This window comes from Nocardia beijingensis NBRC 16342, from assembly GCF_001612785.1.
GTDB classification, from domain to species: Bacteria; Actinomycetota; Actinomycetes; order Mycobacteriales; family Mycobacteriaceae; genus Nocardia; species Nocardia beijingensis.
In genome coordinates this window covers 124,541-149,400 of record NZ_BDBC01000015.1, presented here as the reverse complement: position 1 = coordinate 149,400, position 24,860 = coordinate 124,541, and the positions used below count along the sequence as shown (strand labels likewise).

Genomic DNA, 24,860 nt, shown 5'->3' with positions numbered 1-24,860 from the left:
TCTGTGCGCGGACGGTCTTCGGGTCAGTGCGCGTGGCCGTCCGGCTGCTGACCAGTGTGTTCGTTGTGGTGGGATGCGTCTACAGCGGGGGTGCCCGGTGCGACGGTCAGGGTGAATTCGGCGGTGCGGACCACGCCCTCGTGCTGGAAATCGAGGAACAAGCGGTAGTCGCCGGCGCTGGGCGCCGTGACGGCGAAGGTGATGCCAGGTCCGGCCGCGGTCACGCCGTCACCGGGATGGCCTTCCGGATGGACGTGCAGATAGCCCAGGTCGGCGGCGCGCAGGGCCACGAGATGGCCGTAGGCGCCGAGGTAGGGCTGCAAGTCGGTCACCGGTTTGCCCGCGCGGCTCACCGAGAGCGTCACCTTCGACGCCCGGCCGGGGACGACGGTTCCGTCCAGCGTGACGGTGTAGTCGCCGACGCTCGTGGTGGCGGCCGCCGCGGGCAGCTGCTGGGGGTCGTAGACGCCGGCCACCAGCAGGTCCGCGCCGAGGGTCAGGTTCGCTCCGCCCTCAGGAGTGAAGTCGGCGAAGACGCGGTAGTCCCCGGCGCGGGTGAGATCGAGCGGGACGCTCCAGGTGCCGTTGCCATCGAGCACCGGGTGGACGTGCTGGAAGGCGGCCATATCCCGGCGCACGACGATCAAGTGCAGATCCTTGTCGTGACTGCGCACGTAGCGGGTGACGGGTTTGCCGTCTTGGTCCAGGATGCGGAAGCGCAGCGGCACGTTCGCGGCGGCGGTGGTCCGTGTGGTGTCGAGCCGCAGGGTGTAGCCGCGGTCGGTTGCCATCATTCCTCCAGGTAGTGCGTCGGCTTCGCCTTCGGCAGCGCCGTGCGTTTTCGGGTCGTGAGCGGCGGGTTCGGGCCCGATCACCGCACCGGCCGCGAGGGCGATCCCGAAGACCGCCGCGAGGCCGAGGGCGAAGCCGCCGAATTTGACAGTTGTGTTCATCGGAGTGCTCCCGTCCGTCAGCCTGCGACCGTGTAGCCGGCGCGGGTCACGGCGGCGGTGAGGTCCGCGCGGTCGATCGGGCTCGCGCTCTCGACGGTCACCAGTCCGTCGGCGAGGTCGACGGCCACGGAATCGACGCCGGAGATGCTGCCGATCTCGGTGCGGACCTTGGCGGCGCAGCCGCCGCAGGTCATGCCGGTGACGGTCACGGTGGTGGTGCTCATGGTCGGTGTCCTTCTGCGAGTACGTCTGCTTATCGATGTTTACCCTACCCCCCTAGGGTATCGAGATGTCAAGTCCCGCGCAGACGAAAGCCCGATCCGCGACGAGTCGCGGACCGGGCCGGGTGGATCGGGATCAGCGGTAGGTCACCAGCGCGACGGCGGGCGCGGACACCACCTGCACGTCGGCGGTGTCGGACACCTTGACGTGCAGGAATCCGCCTTCGATCGCGATGTGGACGTCATCGACGGTGCGTGTCGCGCGGCCCTCTGTGTCCGTCAGGGAATAGCCGTCGACCAGGACGACCTTGCTCGCGGGCCGCCATTTCGCTTCCATCGCCGTGCCTTTCGCCGGTGCCGCGGGCGGGAAGTCGAGTTCCGGCTCGGCGACATGGTTGAAGTAGTTCGACAACACGTTCAGTGCCACATGGCCGACGATCTCGCTCAGTTCGGCGTCGCTGACGCCCCTGGCGCGCGCTGAGGCGAGCGCGGCGTCGTCGATCCGGCCGCGAGACCGGAGCACGTCACGGGCGACGCGCAGGATCGCGTCGGCGTGCGGATCGTCGGCGCGCGCCGCGCGGGTGTCGGCGATCGCCTGCTCGGTGAAGCCCATCCGGTCGGCGCGCATGGTGTGCGCGGCGGTGCAGTAGTCGCAGCCGTTCTCGTCGGCGACCAGCAAGGCGAGTTGCTCGCGTACTCGGGCCGAGAGCTTTCCCTTGGTCAGCGCTTCGCGCAGGTTCAGGTATCCGCGCAAGGTGGCGGGGCTGTTCGCCATGGCGGCGTAGAGATTCGGGACCCGGCCCAGCTGGCGCTGTACCTCGGCGAGCAGATCGGACTGCTCGGCGTCGGCGGAGTCGGTGGACACAAGGGGCAGGCGGGACATCGAAGCCTCCAGGTCGAACAAGATGGTACCGATCGGTGCCGAATCAAGACGGTACTGACTGGTTCCGTTTTGGTCAACCTGGATGGTACTGATCGGTTCCGTCCTGCTACCGTTGCGGTATGCCAACCCAGGCCAAGCAGCGCTTGCTCACCACGGCGGAAGAGTTGTTCTACGCCGAAGGGATTCGCGCCGTGGGTCTCGATCGCCTGCTCCAGGCGTCCGGCGTCGGCCGGGCTTCCTTCTATCGCCACTTCGCGAGCAAGGACGACCTCGTCGTGGCGGTGCTGGAGGATCGAGACCGCCGGTGGCTGGACTGGCTGCGCGAATCGGTCGAGCAGACCGGCGACCCGGCCGCGCGTCCGCTCGCCGTCTTCGACGCGCTGGCACAACGGTTCGCCCGCAAGGATTTCCGCGGCTGCGCGTTCATCAACACCATGGTCGAGGTCGCCGATCGCGAAAGCGCCGCCCACCAGGTCGCCGATCGGCACAAGCGCCGCGTGATCGAATACCTGGACGAATTGCTCACCGCGGCGGGACGATCCGACGCGGACGAGCTGGCCGCCGAACTCGCGCTACTGGTGGACGGCGCGATCGTCACCGCCGTTCGCGAAGGGACTCCGGAGGCGGCGTCTCGTGCCCGCACCATCGCGGAGCGTCTGCTCGCGGTCTGACCCGCGCACCGATGCCGCCCCGCTGACTCGTCGCGGGGCGGCACCTGAGGGGATCAGGCGGAGTGCAGGTTGCGGGCGGTGGGTGAGGTCTCGGTCGTGGCCGGGTCGGGGTAGGTGCCGAAGAGGCGGTCGGCGGTGCCGGAACTGGTGACTGTGAACCAGTAGTGCTCGTTCTTGTAGTGATGGTGGCGATGGTTGCGCCAGACCGCCCGGTAGAGCGAGCCTTTCGGCTTGTAGTCGGTGTGGATCAGGTAGTGCGTCCACTCGTAGGCGAGGCCGAGCAGCGTGATGGTGATCAGGAAGGTCAGGCCGAGGCCCGGGCGAGGGAAGGCGAACGCCGCCAGCGCGATCAACACCACGACCAGCACCGCCAGGGTTCGCGTCGGGATGAAGATCAGCGGGATGTCGCGCGGATCGACGTGATGCTCGCGGTGCTTGCGCGCCAGTTCGCTGTCGAGTGCGAGCGGGCCCACCCGCCGTGGTTTCCAATGCAGCACGGTGACGTGCACGATCCACTCGAAGACCGGGAACACCGCCAGCATGGCGGCGGGGACCAGTAGGTCCGTCGGCTGCCAGTCGCCGACGACCACGCGGGCGATCAGCGCGCCCACCAGCGTGGTCCCGATCATCCACGGCGAGGGATGCCGGACGAATTCTGCGAATGCCTGGCCCAGGGTGAGCCCGCGACGCAACGCCCGCTCGTCCCTGCGCACCCGCGCCCGCGCATCCGCCTCGACCGAGGCTCGTTCGGAGGCTGTGGATTTCGTCATGTTCGTTCCTAGCTGTGCGTGACCGGCGGTCCGCCGAGGACCTCGATCAGGGCGGTGGTCGCCGGCTCGAGCAACGCCCGAGCGGTGGTGGCGGCCTTCTGCGGCCGGCCCGCGACGACGGCGGCGGCCAATTCGCGGTATGCCTCGATGTTGCCCACCTCGGCGGACATGATCGGGGCCAGCGCCGCGAGCGCCGGTTCATAGGCGGCGCGCAACATGTTGAACATCAGCCGGAACACGATCGAGTCGGCCGTGTCCACGACGTGATCCCAGAACTCCATCGCGTGCCGCTGCTGCGCGATCGGGTCCTGTTCGGCGGCCAGCGCGTCGAGCGAGGCTTCCAGCAACGGGCGGACTTCGGCCGCGCCGATCGCACCCACCCGCCGCGCGGCCAACTCCGCGACCTTCGGCCCGTTGTGCAGGCGCGCCTCGAGGATGCTGCGCGCGACCGCGGGGTCCAGTTCTCCGGCCTGCACCAACAGCCTCGGCAGCACCTCGAGCCCCGCGCCGCGCCGATAGTCCAGCACGGTGGTCGCGTCTCCTTGGCGCACCGACACCAGCCCCGCGGCGGCCAGCCGCTGCAAGGCCTCTCGCACCGCGGGCCGGGAGACCCCCAGCGCCTCCGCCAACTGCCGCTCACTGGGCAGAGTCGCCCCCGGCGCCAGCTCACCGCTGAGCACATCCGCGGCGATCTGCTCGAACACATCCGCCGACACCGACCGCTTGACCACAGGTTGCAACGCCATGCGTCTACTGTGCGTCCGATTGGTCAGGAGGTCAAGTGGTCAGACCAGATTCGGTTGGCGTGTGTCGTCTCGTCCTGCTTGATCTGGTGGTTCGGAATTTGGGCCGAAATCGGACATACTTCTCGAGTTTCGAGGACTGAGCCGGGAAGGCGGATGAGGGGCGCAGACATACCGGGGCCGGCAGAAGTGGCCCGTCAAGGTGCGCAACGGATCGCGCGGGCACTGACCGCCGGTTCCTCCCACATCAGCCGGCGACAGCACGAAGGGGCGGACGAGACGCGAGCCTCTGTCAGAGGTTTGCTGTATCAGGACCACGCCGGCGCGATTCCGCTCGATTCCGCTGGTCGAGCGCTGATTCGAGATAACGCGGTGTACGGAGGGCGCAATGAGACCGCGTACACGGAATGGCTAGGGGAGCTTCGTGGCCGAGGGGTCGACACCGACCGGGCGATGTCGGATCTGGAGACGGTTTGGGACTATTTGCGTTTCGATCCCAAATGGGCATTCGATCCCGAACGCGACTACGGGGGCATCATTTTCTTCGGCAGCCGAGACATCGGCGGTGCCTCGGTGATCGCGAACCTGGTTCGCGATCGCGGCCTCGATGACGTGCCTGTGGTGTTCTCCGGATATCGCGGCGAGGCAGCCAAGTTCCGGCTGGCGGCGGAGAAGCTGAATCTGAACCCGAACCAGATCATCGAAGAACCATTTGCCCAGAACACCGGCCAGAACGCGGTCTACTCCGTGGACATGCTGCAAGCGCACGGTCGCGATGTCTCGTCGGTGATCGGTGTCTGCACCCCGTTCCACTCACGGCGGGTGTGGGGAACCCTCGTGAAACAATGCCCGGATGTCGACCACGTCTCCATCTCCGCCGCAGACGTCTCGCTCGAGAACTATATGAAATACGGGAACCGGCCCGACGCCGATACAGCGCCACATCCGAAGTCCATCGTCGCCATCACCATGGGTGAGATCAAACGGCTCGACGAGTATCCCCGCGAAGGCCACTGCGTCCAAGAGAACATTCCGGATAACGTACGCGACGCCTATGACAGGCTGAGCGATATCTTCCGGCCCGCGGAACGCCGGTTCTGAGCGGGGCCGCGACGTTCGGAACAGTCCGCGTCTACAGCTGCCGGGGGTCTCAATTCGGTGGCCCGTGTGCCACTTGGCGAGCTAGCATCACTCGTTCGTATTCGAAGGTGGAGACCATCAGGAGGTGGGGCGGGATGACCGCGCCGAAGACCGCCGTCACGCACGACGCCCGGACCGTCCAATCGTCTCGGGTCCCGGTCTGATCCTTTCGTCCGGCGTTCGTGCCGAGCCCTTGGGCTCCCGTGACGGTGGTGCCGTGTCCGCGACCGGGCCCGACCATCGAGAACACGGAGAATCCGAGTTGAGTTCCACCATCGATTGGCGTGTGCGCGCCGAAACCGATGCCGATATCGCCGCGATCCACGAGATCAATGTCGCGGCCTTCGAACGAGCCGAAGAGGCCGAACTGGTCGACGCGTTGCGCGACGACCCCGCATGGATCGGCGGCCTGTCGATCGTCAGCACCCTGCCGGATGACACACCGGTCGGCTTCGCGCTGCTGACTCGCTGTCACGTGGACGCCACGCCGGCATTGTGTCTCGGCCCGTGCGCGGTGCTGCCCGACTACCAGAAGACGGGTGCGGGTTCCGCCGCGATCCGAGCCGGGCTCGCGGCCGCGGCGCGAATGGGCGAGCTTTTCGTCATCGTGCTCGGTCATCCGACGTACTACCCGCGCTTCGGCTTCGGCCGGGCTTCCGACCACGGCATCGGCCTGAGCATCGACGTGCCGGACGAGGCATTGATGGCGTTGACCCTCGACCCCGCCCACCCGCTACCGGGTGGCACGGTCCGCTACGCCGCGCCATTCGGCATCGAATAGCCGGTTGAACGACCGGCGGTGGGGCGGCGTGGATGTCGGCCCATCGCCGGTCTCGGGGGAAGCAACACCCGGCGCAGGTCAGCTGGGATCGGAACCCTGCACGGCGGACAACCAGATCGCGCACGCTGCGGCAATGGTGGTGGCCGCCACGAAGATCGGCAAGCCGCCGCCGTCGAGGTACACCCACAGAAGGGCGGCGATGGGGGCGGCGACCGTGGATTGGGCGTCGAGCAGGAGGCGGCGGCGCAGGCGAGTGGCCTGCGTGACGTGGGCGGGGGCGTCGGGGTCGGGGCGGCTGGGGTTGTCGACCAAACGGCCGGGCGGTTCGACGTCGCGCATGCGGCCCGACGGGTAGAGGCGTCGTCCCGCGACGTGAATCGTGCGGTCGGTGAGCTCCGCTTCGCTTTCGGTGAGGGTGACCAGCGCCGGGTCGAAGTACACCGGAAGCCACCGCGGCCGGCCCGTGCCACCGACTTGCAACCACGACCGGCCGACCAGGCGATGGTGCTGGCGGACGCGGGTGACCCGGACGGTCCGCGCGGCGCCCGGACGAAAGAAGCGGAGCACCCCGAAGGCGACGGCGAGTCGGTATCCGGTGTACCCGCCCACGGCGAGCGCGACGGCCGCGATCGCCGCCACCTGATCCAGAGTGCCGAACGGCGCCCAGGCGGCACAGACCGCGAGGGCGCCGGACGTCACCGTGATCGGATAGGCCAGCGGGTGGCCCGATCCGGAACTCACTTCAGGAAACCCACCTTGGTGTAGTCCCGCGACGCGAGGCCGAACGCACCGTAGTTCGCCAGGTCGGTCCGGGCGGCGTAGGTGCCTGCCGCCTGGTGCAGCGGGATGGAGTGACCCTCTTCGAAGATCATTTGATCGCATTGGTTGGCCAGCTGAATGGCCTTCTCCGGATCCAGTTCGGCGAGGGTCTGGTCGATCAGCGCGTTGAGTTGCGGCGTGCCGATGCGTGCCTTGTTGCTCTGCCAGTTGCTCGGATCGTAGTAGTAGATCTGCCGCAACCCGCTGAGCGGCAGCACGCTACCGCCCCAGCTGAACTGGGCCAGGTCGAAATTGCCCGGGTCGATGACGTTGGTGAACAGGCCGGTGCCCGGCACCGTCTGGATGATCAGCTTCACCCCGATCCGCGCGAGATTCTGCTGCACGATCTGCGCCGTCTGCACCCACTGATCCTGCTGGTACATCACGTCGCGGAGTTCGAGCTTGCGACCGTCCTTCTCGCGGACGTCGCCGTTCAGTTTCCAGCCGAGCGCGTCCAGCATCCGGGCCGCTTCGTCCGGGTCGTAGGCGATGGGGGCCGCGTTGTCCTGGTAGCCCTTCTGCCCCGCCACGAAGACGTGATTGTTCAGTGGCTTGGGGTCGTCGACGACGCCGTGCTGCGAGGCGGTGACCACGCCCTGCCGGTCGATCGCCTTGGAGATGGCGATCCGCAGCTGCGGATCGGCGAGCAGGGAACCGGGGGCGCCGTTGAACGTGATGTGCGACCAGGTCGCTTCCGGCGCGCGCCGGATGACCACGTTCGCGGCATTGCGCGCCGCGCTGACGTTCTCGATGCCGGACATGTAGGCGATGTCGAGCTCGTTGTTCTGGATCGCGGGCAGCCAGGCCGAGTGGTCGAGCACGCTGAAGGTGACGGAATCCAGCTTCGGCGTATCACCCCACCACCGCGGATTGCGCCCGAGCACGATGCGGTTCTGGCTGCGATCGATGGAGGTGATCACGAAGGGGCCCGCGCTGAGCGGCAGCTCGTTCTTGGCCGCGTTGGTGAAGGTGTCGGGGGTCGCGGTGACCGACTTCGGATACAGCGGGCTGAACAGTCCTTGCCATTCGCCGAACGGCTGATCGAAGGTCACCACGGCCTGCCGGTCGTCCGCGCCGCGCTCGACCTTGCCGACCCGATCGAAACCGCTGGTGGACGAGACGAGAAACGCGTTGTCCTTACCGCTCAGCGCATGGGCCTGCGAACGGAGATCCTCCCAGGTGATCGGCGAACCATCGGACCATACGGCCTTCGGATTGATGGTGTACTCCACCTGCTGCGGGCTGGTTCCGATCAGCTTGATGTCGGTGAAGAAGTCGTGCGCGACGCTCAGCTGTCCCGCCGCATCGCTGACGAAGGTGGTCGGCATCGTCGCTTCGACGATGGAGGAGACGGTCTCCGTTCCGCCGTCCACATGCAAATAATTGAAGTTCTCCGGGAAGTTGGTGAGTGCCAGCCGCAGGTTGCCGCCGTCGCGCAGTTCGCTCGGGTCCCTCGGATTGATGTCGTTGGTGGCGCCGACCGTGCTGGTGCCCGCGGTGACGCCGTTGTCGCCGCCGCAGCCAGTGAGCGTCAGCCCTACGACGACCAGCGACAACGCCAGCCGGGCACACGCAGAGGTGATCCGCATGGTGATCCTTTCTCCTCGTTGCGTCTTATGGACACGGCCCTACTTCTCGAAACCCACTCGGACGTAGTCCGTGGAAGCCAGCCCGAAGGCGCCGTAGTTGGCCAGCCCGGCACGGACGGCCACGTTGCCGGGCGATTGCGCGACCGGCACCGAGTGGCCGAGCTCGAAGATCATCCGGTCGGCCTTGTTCGCCAGCTCGATCGCTCGCTCGGGGTCGAGTTCGGAGATGACCTGCTCGATCAGCTCGTTCAGTTCGGGTGACCCGATCCGTCCCTTGTTGCTGAGCGTGTTCGCCGGGTCGTACGCGTAGATCTGGGGCAACGCGCCGAGCGGGAAAATGCTTCGTGACCAGCTGAATTGAGCGATGTCGAAGTTGCCGGGATCGATGACATCGGTGAACAGGCCGTTGCCCGGGTAGGTCTGGATCACCAGTTTCACCCCGATCCGCGCGAGATTCTGCTGCATGATCTGAGCCATCTGCACCCAGGTGTCCTGCTGGAACATCACATCCCGGATGACCAGCTGGCGTCCGTCCTTCTCCCGGACGTCGCCGTTGAGCTTCCAGCCCAGTTCGTCCAGCATGCGGGCGGCCTCGTCCGGGTTGTAGGCGATGATCGCCGCGTTGTCCTGATAGCCCTTCTGACCGTCGAGGTAGATGTGGTTGTTCAGCGGCCTGGGGTTCTCCACGATCCCGTTCTGCAGCGCGGTGACGATGCCTTGCCGGTCGATGCCCTTCGCGATCGCGACGCGCAACTTCGGGTCCGCGAGGATCGATCCCGGTGCGCCGTTGAACGTGATGTGCGAGTTGTACGGGCGCGCGGCGCGGCGAACGATGATGCCCGGTGAGTTGGTCGCGGACTTGACCTCCTCGATGCCCGTGACATCGATGGCGTCGAGTTCGTTGTTCTGCAAGGCGTTGAGCCGGGCGGACCAGTCGAGCACGCTGTAGGTCACGGTGTCCAGCTTCGGCGTCTCGCCCCACCATTTGGGGTTACGGCTGAGCACGATTCGTTGCTGCGCCCGGTCGACGGAGGTGATCACGAACGGTCCCGCCGACTTGGCGAGCCCGTTGCGATCGCGCTCGTTGAACGCCTGCGGTGTCTCGGTCGACTCCTTGGGATACAGCTGCGAGAACAGGCCGCGCCACTCCGCGTAGTGCTGCGCGAAGGTGACGATCGCCTGCCGGTCGTCGGCGCCGCGTTCGACCTTGGCCACCCGGCTGTAGCCCTGGGTCGCGGCGACCCGGTATGCCGTATCGCGGCCGCTCAGCGCCTCTGCTTGGGACCGCAGGTCTTCCCAGGTGATCGGGCTGCCGTCGGTCCAGACCGCCTTGGGGTTGATGGTGTAGACGACTCGCTGCGGGTTCGTTTCGGTCAACGCGATGTCGGTGAAGAAATTGTGATCGACCGATAACTCGCCCGCGGCGTCGGCCGTGATCGGGCTCGGCATGGTCCAGTCCACCACTTCGGCGAGGTCGCCGTCGGAATCGACATGGTGCGAATTGAACGTCGCGGGGAAACCGGTAATGGCCAGACGCAGGTTGCCGCCGTCGCGCAGTTCGCTCGGCTCGCGGGGATTGATGTCGTTGGTCGAGCCGATCGCGTTGGAGCCGGACTTCACTTCGCTGCCGCCGGAGCCGCAGCCGACCAGCAGCGCGAGCGCCGTGCCAACGGTGAGCGCCCGGGTGATCACCGTGCGTACCTGCCTGCGGCGGTTCCGAGTTGGCTGTGCTGGTCTCATTTCACGAATCCGATCTTGGTGTAGTCGTAGGACGCCAGGCCGGGGGAGCCGATATTGGCGAGGTCGGCGCGGGCGCCGAAACTGCCGTCGGACTGGGTCAGCGGCAGCGAATGTCCTTCCTCGAACACTTTGCGGTCGACCTCGTTGGCCAGTTCGATCATCTTCTTCGGATCGAGTTCGGTCAGCGTGCGCTCGATCAAGGCGTTGAGCTCGGGCGAGCCGATGCGGCCGTAGTTGCCCTGCAGGTCGTTCGGGTCGTAGTAGTAGATCTGCCGGATATCGCTCAGATAGAACGCGTCTCCGGTGAAGACGAACTGCGCGGCGTCGAAATCGCCGGGAATGATGACGTTGGTGAAATACCCCGCGCCTGGTTTGGTGTCGATGATCAGCCGCGCGCCGATCCGGGCCAGGTTCTGCTGGATGATCTGCGCGATCTGGATCCACAGCGGGTCGTTGTACATCACATCGCGGATCTCCAGCTTCCGGCCGTCCTTCTCCCGGACGTCGCCGTTCAGCTTCCAGCCGAGCGCGTCGAGTTCCCGTGCCGCCTGGTCGGGGTCGTAGGCCACGGGCGCGGAATTGTCCTGGTAGCCGTCCTGGCCCTGGAGGAAGATGTGATTGTTCAACGGTTTCGGGCTCTCGACCAGACCGTTCTGCGTCGCGGTGGCGATGCCCTGCCGATCGATGGCCTTCGCGATCGCGACGCGCAGTTTCGGGTCCGCGAGAATCGACCCCGGCGCGCCGTTGAAGGTGATGTGCCGCCAGCGGTTGCCCGGCGCACGGCGAATCACCAGTCCGCCGGTATTGCGCACCGCCTTGACCTCGTCGATCGAGGACAAGCGGATGAGGTCGAGTTCGTTGTTCCGCAGGGCGCTCGCCCACGCCGCCTGATCCAGCACGGTGATGGTGATGGTGTCCAGTTTCGGCGTATCGCCCCACCATTTCGGGTTGCGGCTCAGCACGATCCGGCCCTGAGTGCGGTCGGTCGACTGGACCACGAAAGGCCCGGCGCTGGGGCCGAGCCGGTCCACCAGACTTTTGTTGAACGACTCCGGGTCGGCGGTGACGGATTTCGGGAAAAGCGCGGAATCACCGGCGAGTTGGCCGCGCCATTCGCCGAAGGGATGGTTGAAGGTGAGTACGGCCTGCCGGTCGTCCACACCGCGTTCCACCTTTTCGACGAACTCGAAACCGTAGGTGATCGCGATCAGGAAGCGTTTGTCACGACCGCTGAGCGCGTGTGCTTGCGAGGCGATGTCTTCCCAGGTGATGGGGCTGCCGTCGGACCAGACCGCCTCGGGATTGATGGTGTAGGTGACCTGCTGCGGGTTGGTGCCGGTCAGCGCCACATCGGTGAAGAAGTCGTGGTTGACGGTGAGATTGCCCGCCGCGTCGACGTCGAACGCGCGTGGCATGAGCGGACGCTCGATATCGCTGATCTCGCCGTCGTTCCCGTCGGCGGACAGGGTGTTCCAGTTCGACGGGAAGCTGGTGACCGCCAGGCGCAGGTTGCCGCCGTCGCGCACCTCGTCACGGTTCTTGGGATTGATGTCGCTGGTGGTGCCGAGCGCGTCGGACAGTCCGGCGGCCGAATCGTCGGCGCTGCTCGCACAGCCGGCCGCGATCAGCGCCAGCGCCACCAACCCCGCGGTCCACCGCGTTCGGTCGAAACGGATCCGCATCGCGCCCTCCTGCCTATCGGCTGACTGCCGGCACCGGGACCGCGTCGATCAGCGCCCTGGTGTACTCGTGTCGCGGATCGGCGAATATCTGCTCCGCCGAGCCGTATTCCACGATCTTGCCGCGATACATGACCGCGATGTCGTGGGCCAGGTTCCGCACCACGGACAGGTCGTGCGAGACGAACAGATACGAGAGGCCGCGCTCGGTTTGCAGGTCGCGCAGCAGGTTCAGGACGCCGGCCTGGATCGAGACGTCCAGCGAGGAGACCGGCTCGTCCAGCACCAGCAGTTCCGGGTCCAGCGCGAGCGCGCGGGCGATGCTGATGCGCTGTTTCTGGCCGCCGGAGAAGTCGGCGGGGTAACGGTCGGCGTGCTCAGGGCGCAGACCGACCTGTTCGAGCAGTTCCGGAACCCGGCGGGCGATCTCGGCGCGCGGCCGCCCGTCGATGCGCAACGGTTCGGCGATGGCGTCGAAGATCGGCAGGCGGGGATCGAGGGACGCGGTGGGGTCCTGGAAGACGATCTGCATCTTCCGGCGGATCTCCCGCTTGCGCGCTTTGCTCAGGGTCGCGACGTCGCTGCCCATGATCTCGATCGAACCCGATTGCGGCGCAACCAGATCGAGGATCTGGGTGAGCGTGGTCGATTTGCCGGAGCCGGATTCGCCGACGAGCGCCAAGGTGCGCCCGCGCCGGACCTCGAAGCTGATGCCGTCGACCGCCCTGATCTCGCCTTTGCGGCGGCGCAGCACCACACCCGAGGTGATCGGGAAGACCTTCACCAGGTCCGAGACCCGCAACACCACATCCGTCTCCACCCGCGCCTCGGCCTCCGGCTCGGCGATCTCGCGGCGATAGGCCTCGAACAGCTCGTCGGTGCCGACCTCGGCGGTGCGGATGCAGGCGGCGGTATGTCCCGGTTCGACTCCTTCCAATGGCGGTTCGGCCGCCCGGCATTCGTCGATCGAGACCGGGCAGCGCGGTGCGAACGAGCAGCCCGGCGGCAGCGCGTGCATGGCGGGCGGCGCGCCGACGATCGGGATCAGCGGTCGTCGCGGCGGACCGTCCATGCGCGGGATCGAGCCGAGCAGACCGACGGTGTACGGCATCCGCGGCGCGTCGAACAGCTCGGCGGCAGGGGCGGTTTCGACGATCCGGCCCGCGTACATGACGGCGACGCGATCGGCCAGCGTCGCGGCGATACCCATGTCGTGGGTGATCATGATGACGCCCGCGCCGGTGATGTCGCGCGCCTTGCGCAGCAGGTTGAGGATCTGCTTCTGCACCGTCACGTCCAGCGCGGTGGTCGGTTCGTCGCAGATGATCAGCCCCGGGTCGTTCGCGATCGCCATCGCGATGACCACGCGCTGGCGCTGGCCGCCGGAGAACTCGTGCGGAAACGCTTTGGCTCGCACCTCCGGGTCCGGGATACCGACAAGGTCGAGCAGTTCCACCGCGCGCTTCGCGGCATCGCCTCTGCTCGCCTTGCCGTGTGCGAGCAGGGCTTCGGCGATCTGATCGCCCACCCGGTAGACCGGCGTGAGCGCCGAGAGCGGATCCTGGAACACCATGCTGATGGAACTGCCGCGCAGCTTGGACAGTTCGCGATCACCAAGCCCGAGCAGTTCGCGGCCGCGGAACCGGATGGAACCGGTGATTCTCGCCTGCTCCGGCAGCAACCCCATCACGGCCAGCGAGGACACCGACTTTCCCGATCCGGATTCACCCACGATGGCCAGCACTTCGCCGTCGGACACCGTGTAGTCGACGCCGCGCACCGCGTCGATCCGGCCTTCCTCGCTGGGGAACGACACCCGCAGGTCGGTGATCTCCAGCAGGGGCGCGGTCGAGGTGGTCTCGACCGTCTTCTCGGTAGCTCCCGCGCTCGTCATGCCTTCGCCTTCTTCTTCGACCGAGCCCGCTTCGCGCCGGGATCGAACGCGTCGCGCAGTCCGTCGCCCACGAGGTTGGCGCACAGCACGGTGATGATCAGCAGACCACCCGCGAACAGGAACAGCCAGGGATAAGTCAACGCTGATTTCGTTCCGGCGGCGATCAGCGAGCCCAGCGACACATCCGGCGGCTGCACACCGAAACCGAGGAAGCTCAGGCCCGTCTCGGCCATGATCGCCGCGCCGACGGTGAGCGTGGTGTCGATGATCAGGATCGAGGCGATGTTCGGGATGACGTGGCTGAGGATCACCGTGCGGGTCGGCGCGCCCATGTACCGGGCGGCCCGGACGAATTCGCGGTCACGCAGGCTGAGCGTCAGGCCGCGCACGATCCGCGCCGAGATCATCCAGCCGAAGCCGGACAGCAGGAGGATCAGCAGCAGGATGGATCCGCTGCCCTTGGTGCGCGGCGCGAACAGCGCGATGATGATGAAGCTCGGGACCACCAGCAGCAGATCGACCAGCCACATGATCGCGCGGTCGGTCCAGCCGCCGAGCAATCCGGCCAGCGAACCGGCGGTGGCGGCGATCGTGGTGGACAACAGCGCGACGCACAGGCCGATGACCAGGGACTTCTGCAATCCGCGCAGGGTCTGCGCCAAAACGTCCTGACCGATCTGGGTGGTGCCGAACGGATGGTCCGGGCTCGGCGGCTTCAGCAGGGCGGTGTAGTCCAACTGCTGGTAGTCGTAGGGCAGAAAGGGCGGCAGCGCGAAGCTCACGACGAACAGCGCGATGAGGACCAGGCCGCCCGCGACGGCAGGCTTGTTGCGCAGGAAGCGCCGCAGGACCAGCCTGCGCCGCCCGGTCGCGGTGACCTCGGGCGCGCCCTGGACGATGATCTCGGTTTCGGTCATCCCACACGCACCCTTGGATCGAGAATCGCGTACACGATGTCGGACAGCAGACCCGACACCAGTACCACCAGGCCGGCGAACGCGGTGACGGTCACCACGACGTACAGGTCCTGGGCGTTGATCGAGTCGACCAGCCACTCGCCGACACCGTGCCAGCCGAAGATCTTCTCGGTGAACGTCGCGCCGGTGATCAGGGCGCCGAGACTGTAGGCGAACAGCGTGGCCATCGGGATCAGCGCCGTGCGCAGGCCGTGCTTGTACAGCGCCTTGCCGCGGGTGAGACCTTTGGCGCGGGCGGTGCGGATGAAATCGCTCTGCAGCACGTCGAGCATCGCGTTGCGCTGGTAGCGGCTGTAGCTCGCCATCGCGCCGAGCGCCAGCGCGGTGGTGGGCAGGATCAGGTGCTGGACGCGGTCGAGCAGTTGCGGCCCGAACCCTTCGATGCTGGTCGCCGACGTCTCGCCGGTGTAGAGGAAGATCTGCGATCCGGTCAGCGAATTGATCTCCAGCGCACCGTATTTCAGCAGCGTCGCGAGCAGGAACACCGGCGTGCTCAAGATCAGCAGTGACACCACCGTGGTGAAGTAGTCGCTGAACTTGTATTGCCGGATCGCCCCCGCCGCGCCGATCAGAACCCCGAGCACCGTGCCGACCAGCGAGCCGACGATCAGCAGCCGCAGACTCACCGCGACCCGCCGCGGCAGTTCCTCGCTGACCGGCTGACCGGCCAGCGTGGTGCCGAAATCGCCGTGCGGAATGCCTTTGAGCCAGGTGACGTACCGCTCCGGGATCGGGTCGTTGAGGTGCAGCTCCTCGGCCTTGGCGTCGATCACTGCCTGCGGCGGGCGCGGATTGCGTTGTTCGAGACTGTCCAGCGGCCGGAACGTCAGGGACGCCAGACTGAACGTCAGGAACGAAGCCAGCAGCAACAGCACGACATAGTTGAGCGCGCGTCGTAGCAGGAAGCCGGTCATCAGTCCTCTGGTCTTTCGGCTGGGCGGGCCAGCGTCGGTATTAGCCCCCGATCATAAGGACGTGGTTCGCGGCGCGCGTGCCACACGACATCCGGGCATGTCCGGGGCCCATCCGGCCACGGTGGCCGGGCGCGAGCCGGAGGTCGTCCGGCAGGATGGACGGGTGACGCCCCTGCACCTCCCCAAACCGAAGATGGTCGCCACCGACGTGGACGGCACCCTCATCGACCGCGACGAGCGGGTGACCGCGCGGACGAAGGCTGCGGTGGGCGCGCTGATCGCCGACGGCGTGCCGTTCGTGCTGGCCACGGGTCGCCCGCCGCGCTGGATCGACCCCGTGGTGCAAGGGCTCGGGTACGCGCCGCTGTGCGTATGCGGCAACGGCGCGGTGATCTACGACAGTGCCGCCGACCGGGTGCTGACCAGCATGACCCTGGACGTGCCGACGCTGGCCTGGCTCGCCGATGTCGCGGAGCGGGCCCTGCCCGGCTGCGGTCTGGCCGCCGAACGCGTCGGCGAAAGCGCGCACGACGCCGTGACGCCGCAGTTCGTCAGCTCGCCGCAGTACGAGCACGCCTGGCTCAACCCGGACGACACCTCCGTCGCCAGGGAGGAGGTCATCGACGCACCCGCCATCAAGATGCTGATCCGGCTGCCAGGTGCGCGCAGTTCGGACATGCGCACGGTGCTCGCGCCGCTGATCGGCGAACGCGCCGACATCACCTACTCGACCGAGCACGGGCTCATCGAACTGTCCGCGCCCGGCATCACCAAGGCCGCGGGGCTGGCGGTGGTCGCCCAGCGGCTCGGTGTGGACGCATCCACCATCGTCGCGTTCGGCGACATGCCCAACGACGTCCCCATGCTCACCATGGCGGGCCACGGTGTCGCGATGCGCAACGCCCACCCCGAGGCCATCGCCGCCGCCGACGAGGTCGCCGAATCGAACTCCGACGATGGCGTCGCGCGCATCCTCGAACGCTGGTGGGTGTGAGCGAAGTGGCGTGGCGGAACGATTCGGAGCCCGCGCGTCGGGCGCGGGCTCCGAGGGGAGAAAACGGTCGGGCTGTCCGAGGTCAGCCCTGAGGGGATGGCGCGTCGGCCGGGAACGCGGGTTCGGCTGGAGCGGAGCCGTGTGGTGGTTGTACGGCGGCTGAGTGTGGCGGGGCCGGTTGGGGCAGCCCGCTCGAGGCCGGGGTGGGGACGGCGTTCGGGACCGGTGGGCTGCCTGCTGCCGGAGCTCCCGGGGCCGGTGCGGCCGGGGCGGGGAGACGGTTCGGGATCGGTGCGCTCACCTGCGCTGCGACCGGGTTCCGGCTCATTTCCTCTCGATAGGTGTCGTTGTAGGTCTTCCACACCGTCGTGACGAGGCCGGTGAGCTGGTCGAGGATCAGCGAACCGTGCTCGAAGTCGGCGCGCAGGCCGTCGGGGACCGGATAGGCGTTGCGCAGGGGGAGTCCGAGCATCCCCGTGTCGGCGCCGAGTTGCAGGAACCGGTCCAGGATGCTGCCGAGCACCTCGACGACCTGCCCGTCGGCGGCGGTGTAGACGTAGCCGTTGGCGAACTTCGCGTACTGGCGGTCACCCGCGGCGGGCAGCACGTCCGAACGCGCGGCGCCGAGCGGGCCGTTCGGTCCACCGGACTGCGACCAGTGCCTGGCGATGATGTTCTCCTGCACCATGTTCAGCAGCTTGGTGGTCAGCGCGGCGAGGGCCGACACGTCGGATTCCGCCGGTGCGGGCGCCTGGCTGTCGTGCGTGCCCGGCGAGCCCGGCGCACCGGCGGCGATGTCGCGTATCCGGTCCATCAGCGCGTACGCCGCGTCGCCTGGGCAGGTGGTGTTTCCGACATCGCGGTGTGCGAAGACCACCGGCAACTGCACGGCCTCGCCCTCGGCGTACGAGGTGAAGGAGGTGCCCTCGGAGTACATCGTGGTGGAGCCTTTGGGATCGAGTCCGGCGACCTTGGTGCGCCAGCCGACGAAGGCGCCGATCGCCTGGAGCGCCTCCTCCGTCGGTTGCTCGGACTCGTAGTTGCCCATCAGCGCGACGCCAGAGGTGTTCTCGTTGAACCCGCCCGCGTGCGCGCCCTGCACCGGGCGGTCGAGGCCGCCGAAGCGTCCTTCGAAGATCTGGCCGTACTTGTCGACCAGGGCGTTGTAGCCGATGTCGCACCAGCCCAACGTCTTCGCGTGATAGGTGTAGATCGCGCGGACGATGCCCGCCGACTCGGACTTGCTGTAGTCGTTGCGGCCTGCGGTGTGGTGCACCGTGACGCCGCCGAGACGGTCGTCGTAGGTCGGTTCGGCACAGCGGATGGATTCGTCGGCGCCCCACTGGGCGCGGGTGATCACGCTCGGTCCGCCGCCGGGCAGCGCGGCCGCCACGTTGCGCAGATCGCCGTCGGCGGCGGCCCGGCCGGGATCGATCAGCACGGCGGTCAGGTCATGGACCTGCTGAGCCGGGTCGCCCGGACGCGACCGATCGTCCGCGCTGGGTCCGGGTTGCGCCACCGGCTGGATCGTCCGCGCCGCTTGCTTTCGGGTGACCAGCACCTGCACCGCGTTCGTGTTGCCCACGTAGATCGGCTCGGTGCCGTCGGTCGGGCCGGGGCCGGAGTGATCGGTGCGGTGGGTGTCCACCGGTTCGGTGTCGTACCAGGGCCCCCAGGTGCCATCGGGCTGCCGAGCGCGGATGGTGGCTCTGGTGTCCGCCAGCTCTCGCGCGGTGAGGGCGACCATGCTGAACGGGGTGTCGCTGGAAAGTTCCTTCACCTGGGCCCCCACCTGGCTCATCTGTTCGGGGGTCACCGCCCCGGGAGACAGCGCCGGGGTGTCGGGCGTCGTGCCGGGCTGGAGCCGGGCGGGATCAGCGATGAAGCGCACGCTGTTCGCCGAAGGTTGGGAAATCGGCTGACCAGCGGAATTCGTGCCGCCGTCCGGCCGCATCGGCATCAATTCGGATTCGGGGGTTTGGTTGGAATTGGAACTGGGTAGTCGCATTCCTTCCGGTGGTTGCGCGCCCGGGGGCAGCGGCCCGTCCTGAATCGGAATGCCCGCCGCCATCGGCAGCATGCGCAGGTCGGAAAGATGCAGATCAGGCAGCGTCAGCCCGGTGAATTCGCGCAGCGGCAACACGATATCGGGGGCCTGGGTGAGTGCGACCTCGGCGAGGCCGGCGGAGACGGCGGCCGGTTCGCTGTCGGTGGCGGTGCGGTAGTCGTTCGAAGCGCTGAGCGCCAGCGTGCCGAGCGGGGCAGCTACCGCGAGGGTGGTGACAACCGGTAGCACGTAGGAGCGTTTCGGTTTGCGGTACCGCACGTGCGTCTCCAATCAGGTCGTACCAGTGATCTGTGATTAAAGGGTCACTTCCTGATGTAACAACGGTCACAATAACCACATTTGTCACATGGCTAAACCTCTGGTTGAGGATTATGTGATTGCCTGAATGTAGCTGGTTGATTGCTGGCGCGTCTGCAAAACGTGCGGAAAAAGTGGAAGATCTACCGCCTCGTAAACCGCGGGAGTGAACGGATGCATCGTAATAGGCCCATGTGGGGGTCAGAAAAATGCTGGTAAGAGCGATATTTTCCCAGCGAGGTCGCGTCAGGGGGCTGTTCGGGACGGCTGTGGCGGGTCCTGTGCTGTTGCTCAGTGGAGTCGGGCTGGTCGCTGGAGCCGTCGTCGTGCTCTCGGCCTGGCCGGTCGACGTGCCGTATCGCCCGCTGGCGGGGCCGGGACACGGCCGCGGCTTGAGTCAGGTCGGCGCGTTCGAGAACGCTCGAGCGGGCTGGGGTGCCGATCGCATCCTCGCGCACTACTACCCGGGCGCGACGTTCGGCACTGTCGCGCCCGTCCCCGTCGGGGTCCGCCTCGCGGCTCGGGACGGCTCTTCGCTGGACGTCTTCGCCGCCACCGGGCTGCGAGTGGCGGGCCGCCAGCTCCCGCCCGGCCAAGCCGCGCACCTCACGCCGCTGCCCGGCGGCGGAGCCACCGTGGTGGTGACCGTGGGTTGCGACGGTGACGTGCTGTGGCAGGCGCAGACCGACGACCCCTGGGTTCAACCGATCGACCCGAGGCCGAACCGGCCGGTGGCCGAACACCTCACGCTGTGCGGCGGTCCGTCCTATCGCGGTGCGCTCGGCGTCGCCCTCGACGACGGCGCTGCCCGCACTATCAACCAGGTGGATGTCGAGGATTATCTGCTCGGCGTGGTCCCGGCCGAGGTGCAGCCCAACTGGGCGGACAAAGGCGCGGCCGAGGCGCTGCGCGCCCAGGCGATCGCGGCGCGCTCGTATGTCCTTGCCGAACAGCGTTACCCGTACGCGCAGACGTGCGACACCACCGCTTGTCAGAGCTATCCCGGCACCGAGCGGGAAGACCCCAGGACGGCGGCGGCCGTGGCCGCCACGGCGGGCGCGGTGCTGCTGCGCGAAGGCCGGATCCTGCGGACGGAGTACTCCGCCGCACCCGACGGAGGGGAACCGGCGGATATCCGGACCATGGACGTCGGGCCTGCGCCCGAGCAGTTGCTCACCACCGCTCCGGGCGAGCAGCCGCCGACGCGGGCGGCGGACACGGAGTCGGCGATCGATGCCGAGTACCGACGGATCGGCGGCGCGAACAGTTCCCTCGGCACGCCGATCGGACCGCAGATGATCCTGCCGCAGCACGCGGGCACCTACCGGATGTACACCAACGGCGTGATCATCGCGACGCCGACCTTGGGCGCGCAGGTGGTGGACTACTCGCGCATGTTGCAGGTGGTGCCGGAAGCGGATGGGGCGCAGCAGGTCCCGTCCGGCCCGGCGCCCGCGCTCCGGCCCGACGTCGTGCCGCCCGGCGGTGGGGCTCAGCCTGGTGCACCTGGAGACGCGGCTGTGTCCGGTGGTCCTGCTACGCCTGGCGGTGCCGTAATGCCTGGTAGTGCCATCCCGCCTGGCAGTGCCATCTCGCCTGGCGGTGCCACCCTGCCTGGCAGTGCCACGCCGCCTGGCGGTGCCCCTGTGCCCGATGGTGCCGCTGTGGCTAAATGAGTGCATTTGGCCGGTGCTGTCCAACCCTGGCGGTGCCCCTGTGCCTGGCGGTGGCGCGATGCCTGCGTTGATCGCATAAGGGGGTTGACCTTGACGTAGCGTCAACTTGCAAGCTGGTTACACCGACGAGAGCACGAAGGAAACAGGATCGTGGGCGGGAAGGAATGGTCCATCCAGGATCTGGCGAAGGCGGCCGGTACCACCAGCCGCACGCTGCGCCACTACGGGCAGCTCGGGCTGTTGCCGCCCAGCCGGATCGGAGCCAACGGTTACCGGTACTACGACCAGGATTCCCTCGTGCGGTTGCAACGCATCCTGCTGCTGCGTGAACTCGGCCTCGGCCTTCCGGTCATCGCCGATGTTCTCGCCGGCGAGCAGGAAACCGCCGCCGCGCTGCGTACGCACCTGGAACTGCTCCGGCAGGAACAGGATCGGATCCGGCGGCAGATCGAGTCGGTGCGAACCACGCTGCACAAGACGGAAAGAGGTGAACAACTCGTGGCAGCAGAAGTTTTCGACGGCTTCGACCACACGAAGTACAAGGACGAGGTGATCGAACGCTGGGGCAAGGAGGCCTACGAGAGGGGCGACCGCTGGTGGGGCTCGATGTCCGAGAAGGACAAGAAGAGCTTCCAGCAAACCCATCTCGACATCGCCGCCGACTACGGCAGGGCGCACGCCAACGGGCTCGCGCCCGACGCCGCCGAGGTGCAGGCCATCGTCCAGCGCCACTACGAGTGGATCGGCGTCGGCTGGCAGGGGCGTCCGGTGGTGAAAGAGGCGTTCGTCAACCTCGGCGAGATGTACGTGGCCGACCCGCGTTTCGCGCAGAACTACGACGTGCACGGCGCGGGGACCGCCGAGTTCGTGCGCGACGCGATGAAGGTCTACGCCGAGCAGCGGCTGTAGCACACAACCCTCCGACGGCCGGTACGCACAAACGCGTACCGGCCGTCGGTTCGTCCGCATCAGCCGAATCGGGGTATGTCGCTGTGCGAAGACGGCTTTCGTCTCGATCCCGCCCGAACGGCGCGGTAAGGTTCGATGCGAGACAAGTCCCCCGGCGGCGCCGCCGGGGCCGCATCACTGAGTGTTCGGCGAAGGCGACATCCGCCTACGCTTTCAGCACGGTCAACTCTCGCCGTCGCGCCCGAGCGCGTGCATCAACTGGTCCTCCGTGATCGGGGGCACCGGAAGCGGGTGGGCGGCCTCCGCGCGCAGGCCGTCGAGTATCAGGCCGAGGTGGCGACGCCATGCTTCGGGGGCGATGTGAGCGGTCGCCTCGACGATTCGGGTGTGTGACCAGGTGATGAAGGCGATGTCCTCGAGCACCCAGTCGGCGCGCAGGACTCCGGCTTCCTGTGCCCGGGTGATGATCCGGCGCATCAGGCCGTGGCCGTACTCCTGGGCCCGCGCGATGGCGCGACTGGGCGCGGCGCGCACGGCCAGTTCGCTGAGCAGCCGGTCGGCGGCTTGCAGCGCGCATACCTGCTCCACCAGGTAGACGAACGATTCCCAGGGGTCCTCGATGGCCAGCGCGTCCTCGGCGATGCGGCTGCCCGCTTCGATCCGATCCTCGACCGCGGCCGCGATGAGGTCGTCGCGGGTGGGGAAGCGGTTGTAGAGCGTGCCGATGGCGACCCCGGCGCGGGCGGCGATCTCTTTCAGCGGCGCGTCGAGACCGCGTTCCTCGAAGACGGCGCGGGCGGCGGTCACGAGCGCGTCCCGATTGCGTTGGGCATCGCTGCGTAACGGCTTGTCCACGGGCCGATCCTACAAATCAGGCAGGCGCCCATATGTTGAGCATGGGTTCAAGTTAATGCTACTGTCGGCCGCATAACTTGAACCATCTCTCAACTTAATCAGGAGTGGCAATGTCCAAGACCATCGCGATCTTCGGGTACGGACCCGGCCTCGGCGTCGGCACAGGACGCCGATTCGGGCGCGAAGGATTCCGGGTGGCCGTCATCGGCCGGGATCCCGAAAAGGCGCGGCGGCACGCGGAGGAGTTGACGGCCGAAGGCATCGAGGCCGCGGCCTTCCCCGCGGACGTCACTGTCGCCGCGCAGGTCACCGGCGTGATCGAGAAGATCGAGGCGACGTTCGGGCCGATCGACGTGGCCATGCACGGCGCGGCGGGCAACATGAGCGACCGGCTGCCTTCCACCCTGGAGGTGGACATCCCGTCCCTCGACGCGCCGATCGCGCTGAAACTGCACTCACCGATCCTGGTGACGCGGGCGCTGGCACCGAAGATGGTGGAGCGCGGCGACGGCGCGCTGCTGTTCTCCTCGGGCTCCTCCGAGCACTTCGTGGCGCCCTACCTGGCCAATTTCGGCATCGCGCTGGCCGCTCAGCGCGGATACCTGCGCCAGCTCGCGGTCGAATTGCGCGGGACCGGCGTCTACGTCGGATTGCTCAACATCGGCGCGCTGATCGACGGCAGCAAGGCCGCGCAGATCATCGACGAGAATCCGGAGGTGATCCCGGCGGGGCTGGAGATCGTCCGGATGAGCGGCGCCGAACTCGGCGACCACTACTGGCGGCTGTACACCGAGCGGGACGAGGTGGAACTCGACGTCGGTTTCCCGGCCTGAACCCGAAGACCCCTTGATCGCGCACCGGACGGGGCCATCCGCAGTCGTGCGCGATCATCCGGCCGCGGCAGTGCACAACCTGTCGGTTGCCGGAGAAGCCCATTCCGGCAAACTTCCGGCGAAATTTCCAGGTCAGGGGCGTGAAATCGGGGTCGCGCAGCGGTGCCGCTCAGCACAGTTCCGACTCCACCAGGACACGGCGGGGACTTCCGATACTCTGGGCTCCCGTGACCGTCGCATCGTCCCCGGGTACCTCCGTCCATTCCGCCTCACAGTTCGATCTGATCGTCGTCGGCTCCGGATTCTTCGGGCTGACCGTTGCCGAACGCGCCGCCACCGTGCTGGGTAAACGGGTTCTGGTGATCGAACGGCGCCACCACATCGGTGGCAATGCCTACTCCGAGCCGGATCCGGAGACCGGGATCGAGATCCACAAGTACGGCGCGCACCTTTTCCACACGTCGAACAAGCGGGTCTGGGACTACGTCACCCAGTTCACCGAGTTCACCGGTTACCAGCACCGGGTCTTCGCGATGCACAAGGGGCAGGCCTACCAGTTCCCGATGGGTCTCGGCCTGGTCTCCCAGTTCTTCGGCCGCTACTTCTCGCCGGAAGAGGCGCGGGCGCTGATCGCGGAGCAGGCCTCGGAGATCGAGACCAAGGACGCGCAGAACCTCGAGGAGAAGGCCATCTCGCTGATCGGCCGCCCGCTCTACGAGGCGTTCGTGCGCGACTACACCGCCAAGCAGTGGCAGACGGACCCGAAGGAGCTGCCCGCGGGCAACATCACCCGGCTCCCGGTGCGCTACACCTTCGACAACCGCTACTTCAACGACACCTACGAGGGCCTGCCCCGCGAGGGCTACACGAAGTGGCTGGAGAACATGGCCGCCTCCGACCTGATCGAGGTGCGCCTGAACACCGACTGGTTCGAGGTGCGCGAGCAGGTACGCGCGGAGAGCCCGGACGCGCCGGTCGTCTACACCGGCCCGCTGGACCGTTACTTCGACTACCGCGAAGGCGAGCTGGGCTGGCGCACCATCGATTTCGAGACCGAGGTGCTGCCGGTCGGCGACTTCCAGGGCACCTCGGTGATGAACTACAACGACGCGGACGTGCCCTACACCCGCATCATCGAGCCGCGCCACTTCCACCCCGAGCGCGACTACCCCGCCGACAAGACGGTGATCATGCGGGAATACTCCCGGTTCGCCCAGACCGGCGACGAGCCGTACTACCCGATCAACACACCGGAGGACCGGGCGAAACTGCTGGCCTACCGTGAGCTGGCCAAGCAGGAGACCGCCGCCGCGAAGGTCGTCTTCGGCGGCCGTCTCGGCACCTATCAGTATCTGGATATGCACATGGCGATCGGCAGCGCGCTGAGCATGTTCGACAACGTGCTGCGCCCGCACTTGGCCGACGGCGCGCCGCTGGTCGATCAGGAGGCGTAG

At 67.4% G+C, this 24,860-nt stretch carries 22 protein-coding genes; 8 read left to right on the top strand and 14 right to left on the bottom strand.

The window, feature by feature from the left end:
• Positions 1-23: 23 nt before the first annotated feature.
• The 3 genes from NB3_RS10405 to NB3_RS10395 all read right to left on the bottom strand — a co-directional run bounded on the left by NB3_RS10405 (position 24) and on the right by NB3_RS10395 (position 2,057).
• Positions 24-953 (bottom strand): DUF8832 domain-containing protein, encoded by a 930-nt coding sequence (locus NB3_RS10405; RefSeq protein WP_067800173.1) that lies wholly within the window; start codon positions 951-953, stop codon positions 24-26.
• Positions 954-970: 17 nt separating this feature from the next.
• On the bottom strand, positions 971-1,177 hold the full coding sequence (locus NB3_RS10400) for a heavy-metal-associated domain-containing protein (protein ID WP_067800168.1): 207 nt from the start codon (positions 1,175-1,177) through the stop codon (positions 971-973).
• Between the two features lie 133 nt (positions 1,178-1,310).
• The gene (locus NB3_RS10395) at positions 1,311-2,057 is read right to left on the bottom strand and encodes a carboxymuconolactone decarboxylase family protein (protein WP_067800456.1); all 747 of its coding nucleotides are present in this window, start codon (positions 2,055-2,057) and stop codon (positions 1,311-1,313) included.
• 119 nt (positions 2,058-2,176) lie between these two features.
• Between NB3_RS10395 and NB3_RS10390 the strand changes: the two genes are divergently transcribed.
• Positions 2,177-2,728 carry a TetR/AcrR family transcriptional regulator gene (locus tag NB3_RS10390; protein WP_067800166.1) on the top strand — a complete coding sequence of 184 codons (552 nt, stop codon included), beginning with the start codon at positions 2,177-2,179 and terminating at the stop codon, positions 2,726-2,728.
• Between the two features lie 53 nt (positions 2,729-2,781).
• Here NB3_RS10390 and NB3_RS10385 read toward each other — a convergent pair whose 3' ends face one another.
• On the bottom strand, positions 2,782-3,498 hold the full coding sequence (locus NB3_RS10385) for a sterol desaturase family protein (protein ID WP_084486102.1): 717 nt from the start codon (positions 3,496-3,498) through the stop codon (positions 2,782-2,784).
• An 8-nt stretch (positions 3,499-3,506) separates the two neighbouring features.
• Positions 3,507-4,244 carry a FadR/GntR family transcriptional regulator gene (locus NB3_RS10380; RefSeq protein WP_067800163.1) on the bottom strand — a complete coding sequence of 246 codons (738 nt, stop codon included), beginning with the start codon at positions 4,242-4,244 and terminating at the stop codon, positions 3,507-3,509.
• A gap of 297 nt (positions 4,245-4,541) precedes the next feature.
• On the opposite strand from NB3_RS10380, the gene NB3_RS10375 reads away from it, so the two are divergent.
• A complete protein-coding gene (locus NB3_RS10375) occupies positions 4,542-5,342 on the top strand; it encodes a YdcF family protein (RefSeq protein WP_169810666.1) in 801 nt (266 codons plus the stop codon).
• 301 nt (positions 5,343-5,643) lie between these two features.
• Positions 5,644-6,162: a GNAT family N-acetyltransferase gene (locus NB3_RS10365; protein ID WP_067800156.1), complete on the top strand. Its 519-nt coding sequence runs from the start codon at positions 5,644-5,646 to the stop codon at positions 6,160-6,162.
• A 78-nt stretch (positions 6,163-6,240) separates the two neighbouring features.
• Here NB3_RS10365 and NB3_RS10360 read toward each other — a convergent pair whose 3' ends face one another.
• The 7 genes from NB3_RS10360 to NB3_RS10330 are packed head-to-tail and all read right to left on the bottom strand — an operon-like array spanning position 6,241 to position 15,774.
• A complete protein-coding gene (locus NB3_RS10360) occupies positions 6,241-6,903 on the bottom strand; it encodes a hypothetical protein (RefSeq protein ID WP_244891851.1) in 663 nt (220 codons plus the stop codon).
• On the bottom strand, positions 6,900-8,570 hold the full coding sequence (locus NB3_RS10355; protein WP_067800153.1) for an ABC transporter family substrate-binding protein: 1,671 nt from the start codon (positions 8,568-8,570) through the stop codon (positions 6,900-6,902). The genes NB3_RS10360 and NB3_RS10355 overlap by 4 nt, the downstream gene beginning before the upstream one ends.
• Positions 8,571-8,609: 39 nt before the next feature.
• A complete protein-coding gene (locus tag NB3_RS10350) occupies positions 8,610-10,310 on the bottom strand; it encodes an ABC transporter family substrate-binding protein (RefSeq protein WP_067800149.1) in 1,701 nt (566 codons plus the stop codon).
• The gene (locus NB3_RS10345; RefSeq protein WP_067800146.1) at positions 10,307-11,992 is read right to left on the bottom strand and encodes an ABC transporter family substrate-binding protein; all 1,686 of its coding nucleotides are present in this window, start codon (positions 11,990-11,992) and stop codon (positions 10,307-10,309) included. Before NB3_RS10345 ends, NB3_RS10350 begins: the two co-directional genes overlap by 4 nt.
• Before the next feature lie 13 nt (positions 11,993-12,005).
• Positions 12,006-13,883 (bottom strand): ABC transporter ATP-binding protein, encoded by a 1,878-nt coding sequence (locus NB3_RS10340; RefSeq protein ID WP_067800143.1) that lies wholly within the window; start codon positions 13,881-13,883, stop codon positions 12,006-12,008.
• The gene (locus NB3_RS10335; protein ID WP_067800141.1) at positions 13,880-14,800 is read right to left on the bottom strand and encodes an ABC transporter permease; all 921 of its coding nucleotides are present in this window, start codon (positions 14,798-14,800) and stop codon (positions 13,880-13,882) included. Before NB3_RS10335 ends, NB3_RS10340 begins: the two co-directional genes overlap by 4 nt.
• On the bottom strand, positions 14,797-15,774 hold the full coding sequence (locus NB3_RS10330; RefSeq protein WP_067800137.1) for an ABC transporter permease: 978 nt from the start codon (positions 15,772-15,774) through the stop codon (positions 14,797-14,799). The genes NB3_RS10335 and NB3_RS10330 overlap by 4 nt, the downstream gene beginning before the upstream one ends.
• 193 nt (positions 15,775-15,967) lie before the next feature.
• On the opposite strand from NB3_RS10330, the gene NB3_RS10325 reads away from it, so the two are divergent.
• Positions 15,968-16,768: a Cof-type HAD-IIB family hydrolase gene (locus NB3_RS10325; protein ID WP_067800447.1), complete on the top strand. Its 801-nt coding sequence runs from the start codon at positions 15,968-15,970 to the stop codon at positions 16,766-16,768.
• A gap of 82 nt (positions 16,769-16,850) precedes the next feature.
• On the opposite strand, the gene NB3_RS10320 is transcribed toward NB3_RS10325, so the two are convergent.
• On the bottom strand, positions 16,851-19,094 hold the full coding sequence (locus NB3_RS10320) for an N-acetylmuramoyl-L-alanine amidase (protein WP_067800133.1): 2,244 nt from the start codon (positions 19,092-19,094) through the stop codon (positions 16,851-16,853).
• A 320-nt stretch (positions 19,095-19,414) separates the two neighbouring features.
• Between NB3_RS10320 and NB3_RS10315 the strand changes: the two genes are divergently transcribed.
• Positions 19,415-20,809: a SpoIID/LytB domain-containing protein gene (locus tag NB3_RS10315; protein ID WP_067800130.1), complete on the top strand. Its 1,395-nt coding sequence runs from the start codon at positions 19,415-19,417 to the stop codon at positions 20,807-20,809.
• 150 nt (positions 20,810-20,959) lie between these two features.
• Positions 20,960-21,718, top strand: a complete 759-nt coding sequence (locus tag NB3_RS10310; RefSeq protein ID WP_067800127.1) for a MerR family transcriptional regulator — start codon at positions 20,960-20,962, stop codon at positions 21,716-21,718.
• Positions 21,719-21,940: 222 nt separating this feature from the next.
• Here NB3_RS10310 and NB3_RS10305 read toward each other — a convergent pair whose 3' ends face one another.
• On the bottom strand, positions 21,941-22,573 hold the full coding sequence (locus NB3_RS10305; protein ID WP_067800121.1) for a TetR/AcrR family transcriptional regulator: 633 nt from the start codon (positions 22,571-22,573) through the stop codon (positions 21,941-21,943).
• A gap of 110 nt (positions 22,574-22,683) precedes the next feature.
• Between NB3_RS10305 and NB3_RS10300 the strand changes: the two genes are divergently transcribed.
• Positions 22,684-23,406 carry an SDR family NAD(P)-dependent oxidoreductase gene (locus NB3_RS10300; protein WP_067800119.1) on the top strand — a complete coding sequence of 241 codons (723 nt, stop codon included), beginning with the start codon at positions 22,684-22,686 and terminating at the stop codon, positions 23,404-23,406.
• Positions 23,407-23,633: 227 nt separating this feature from the next.
• Positions 23,634-24,860: a UDP-galactopyranose mutase gene (gene glf, locus NB3_RS10295; RefSeq protein WP_067800116.1), complete on the top strand. Its 1,227-nt coding sequence runs from the start codon at positions 23,634-23,636 to the stop codon at positions 24,858-24,860.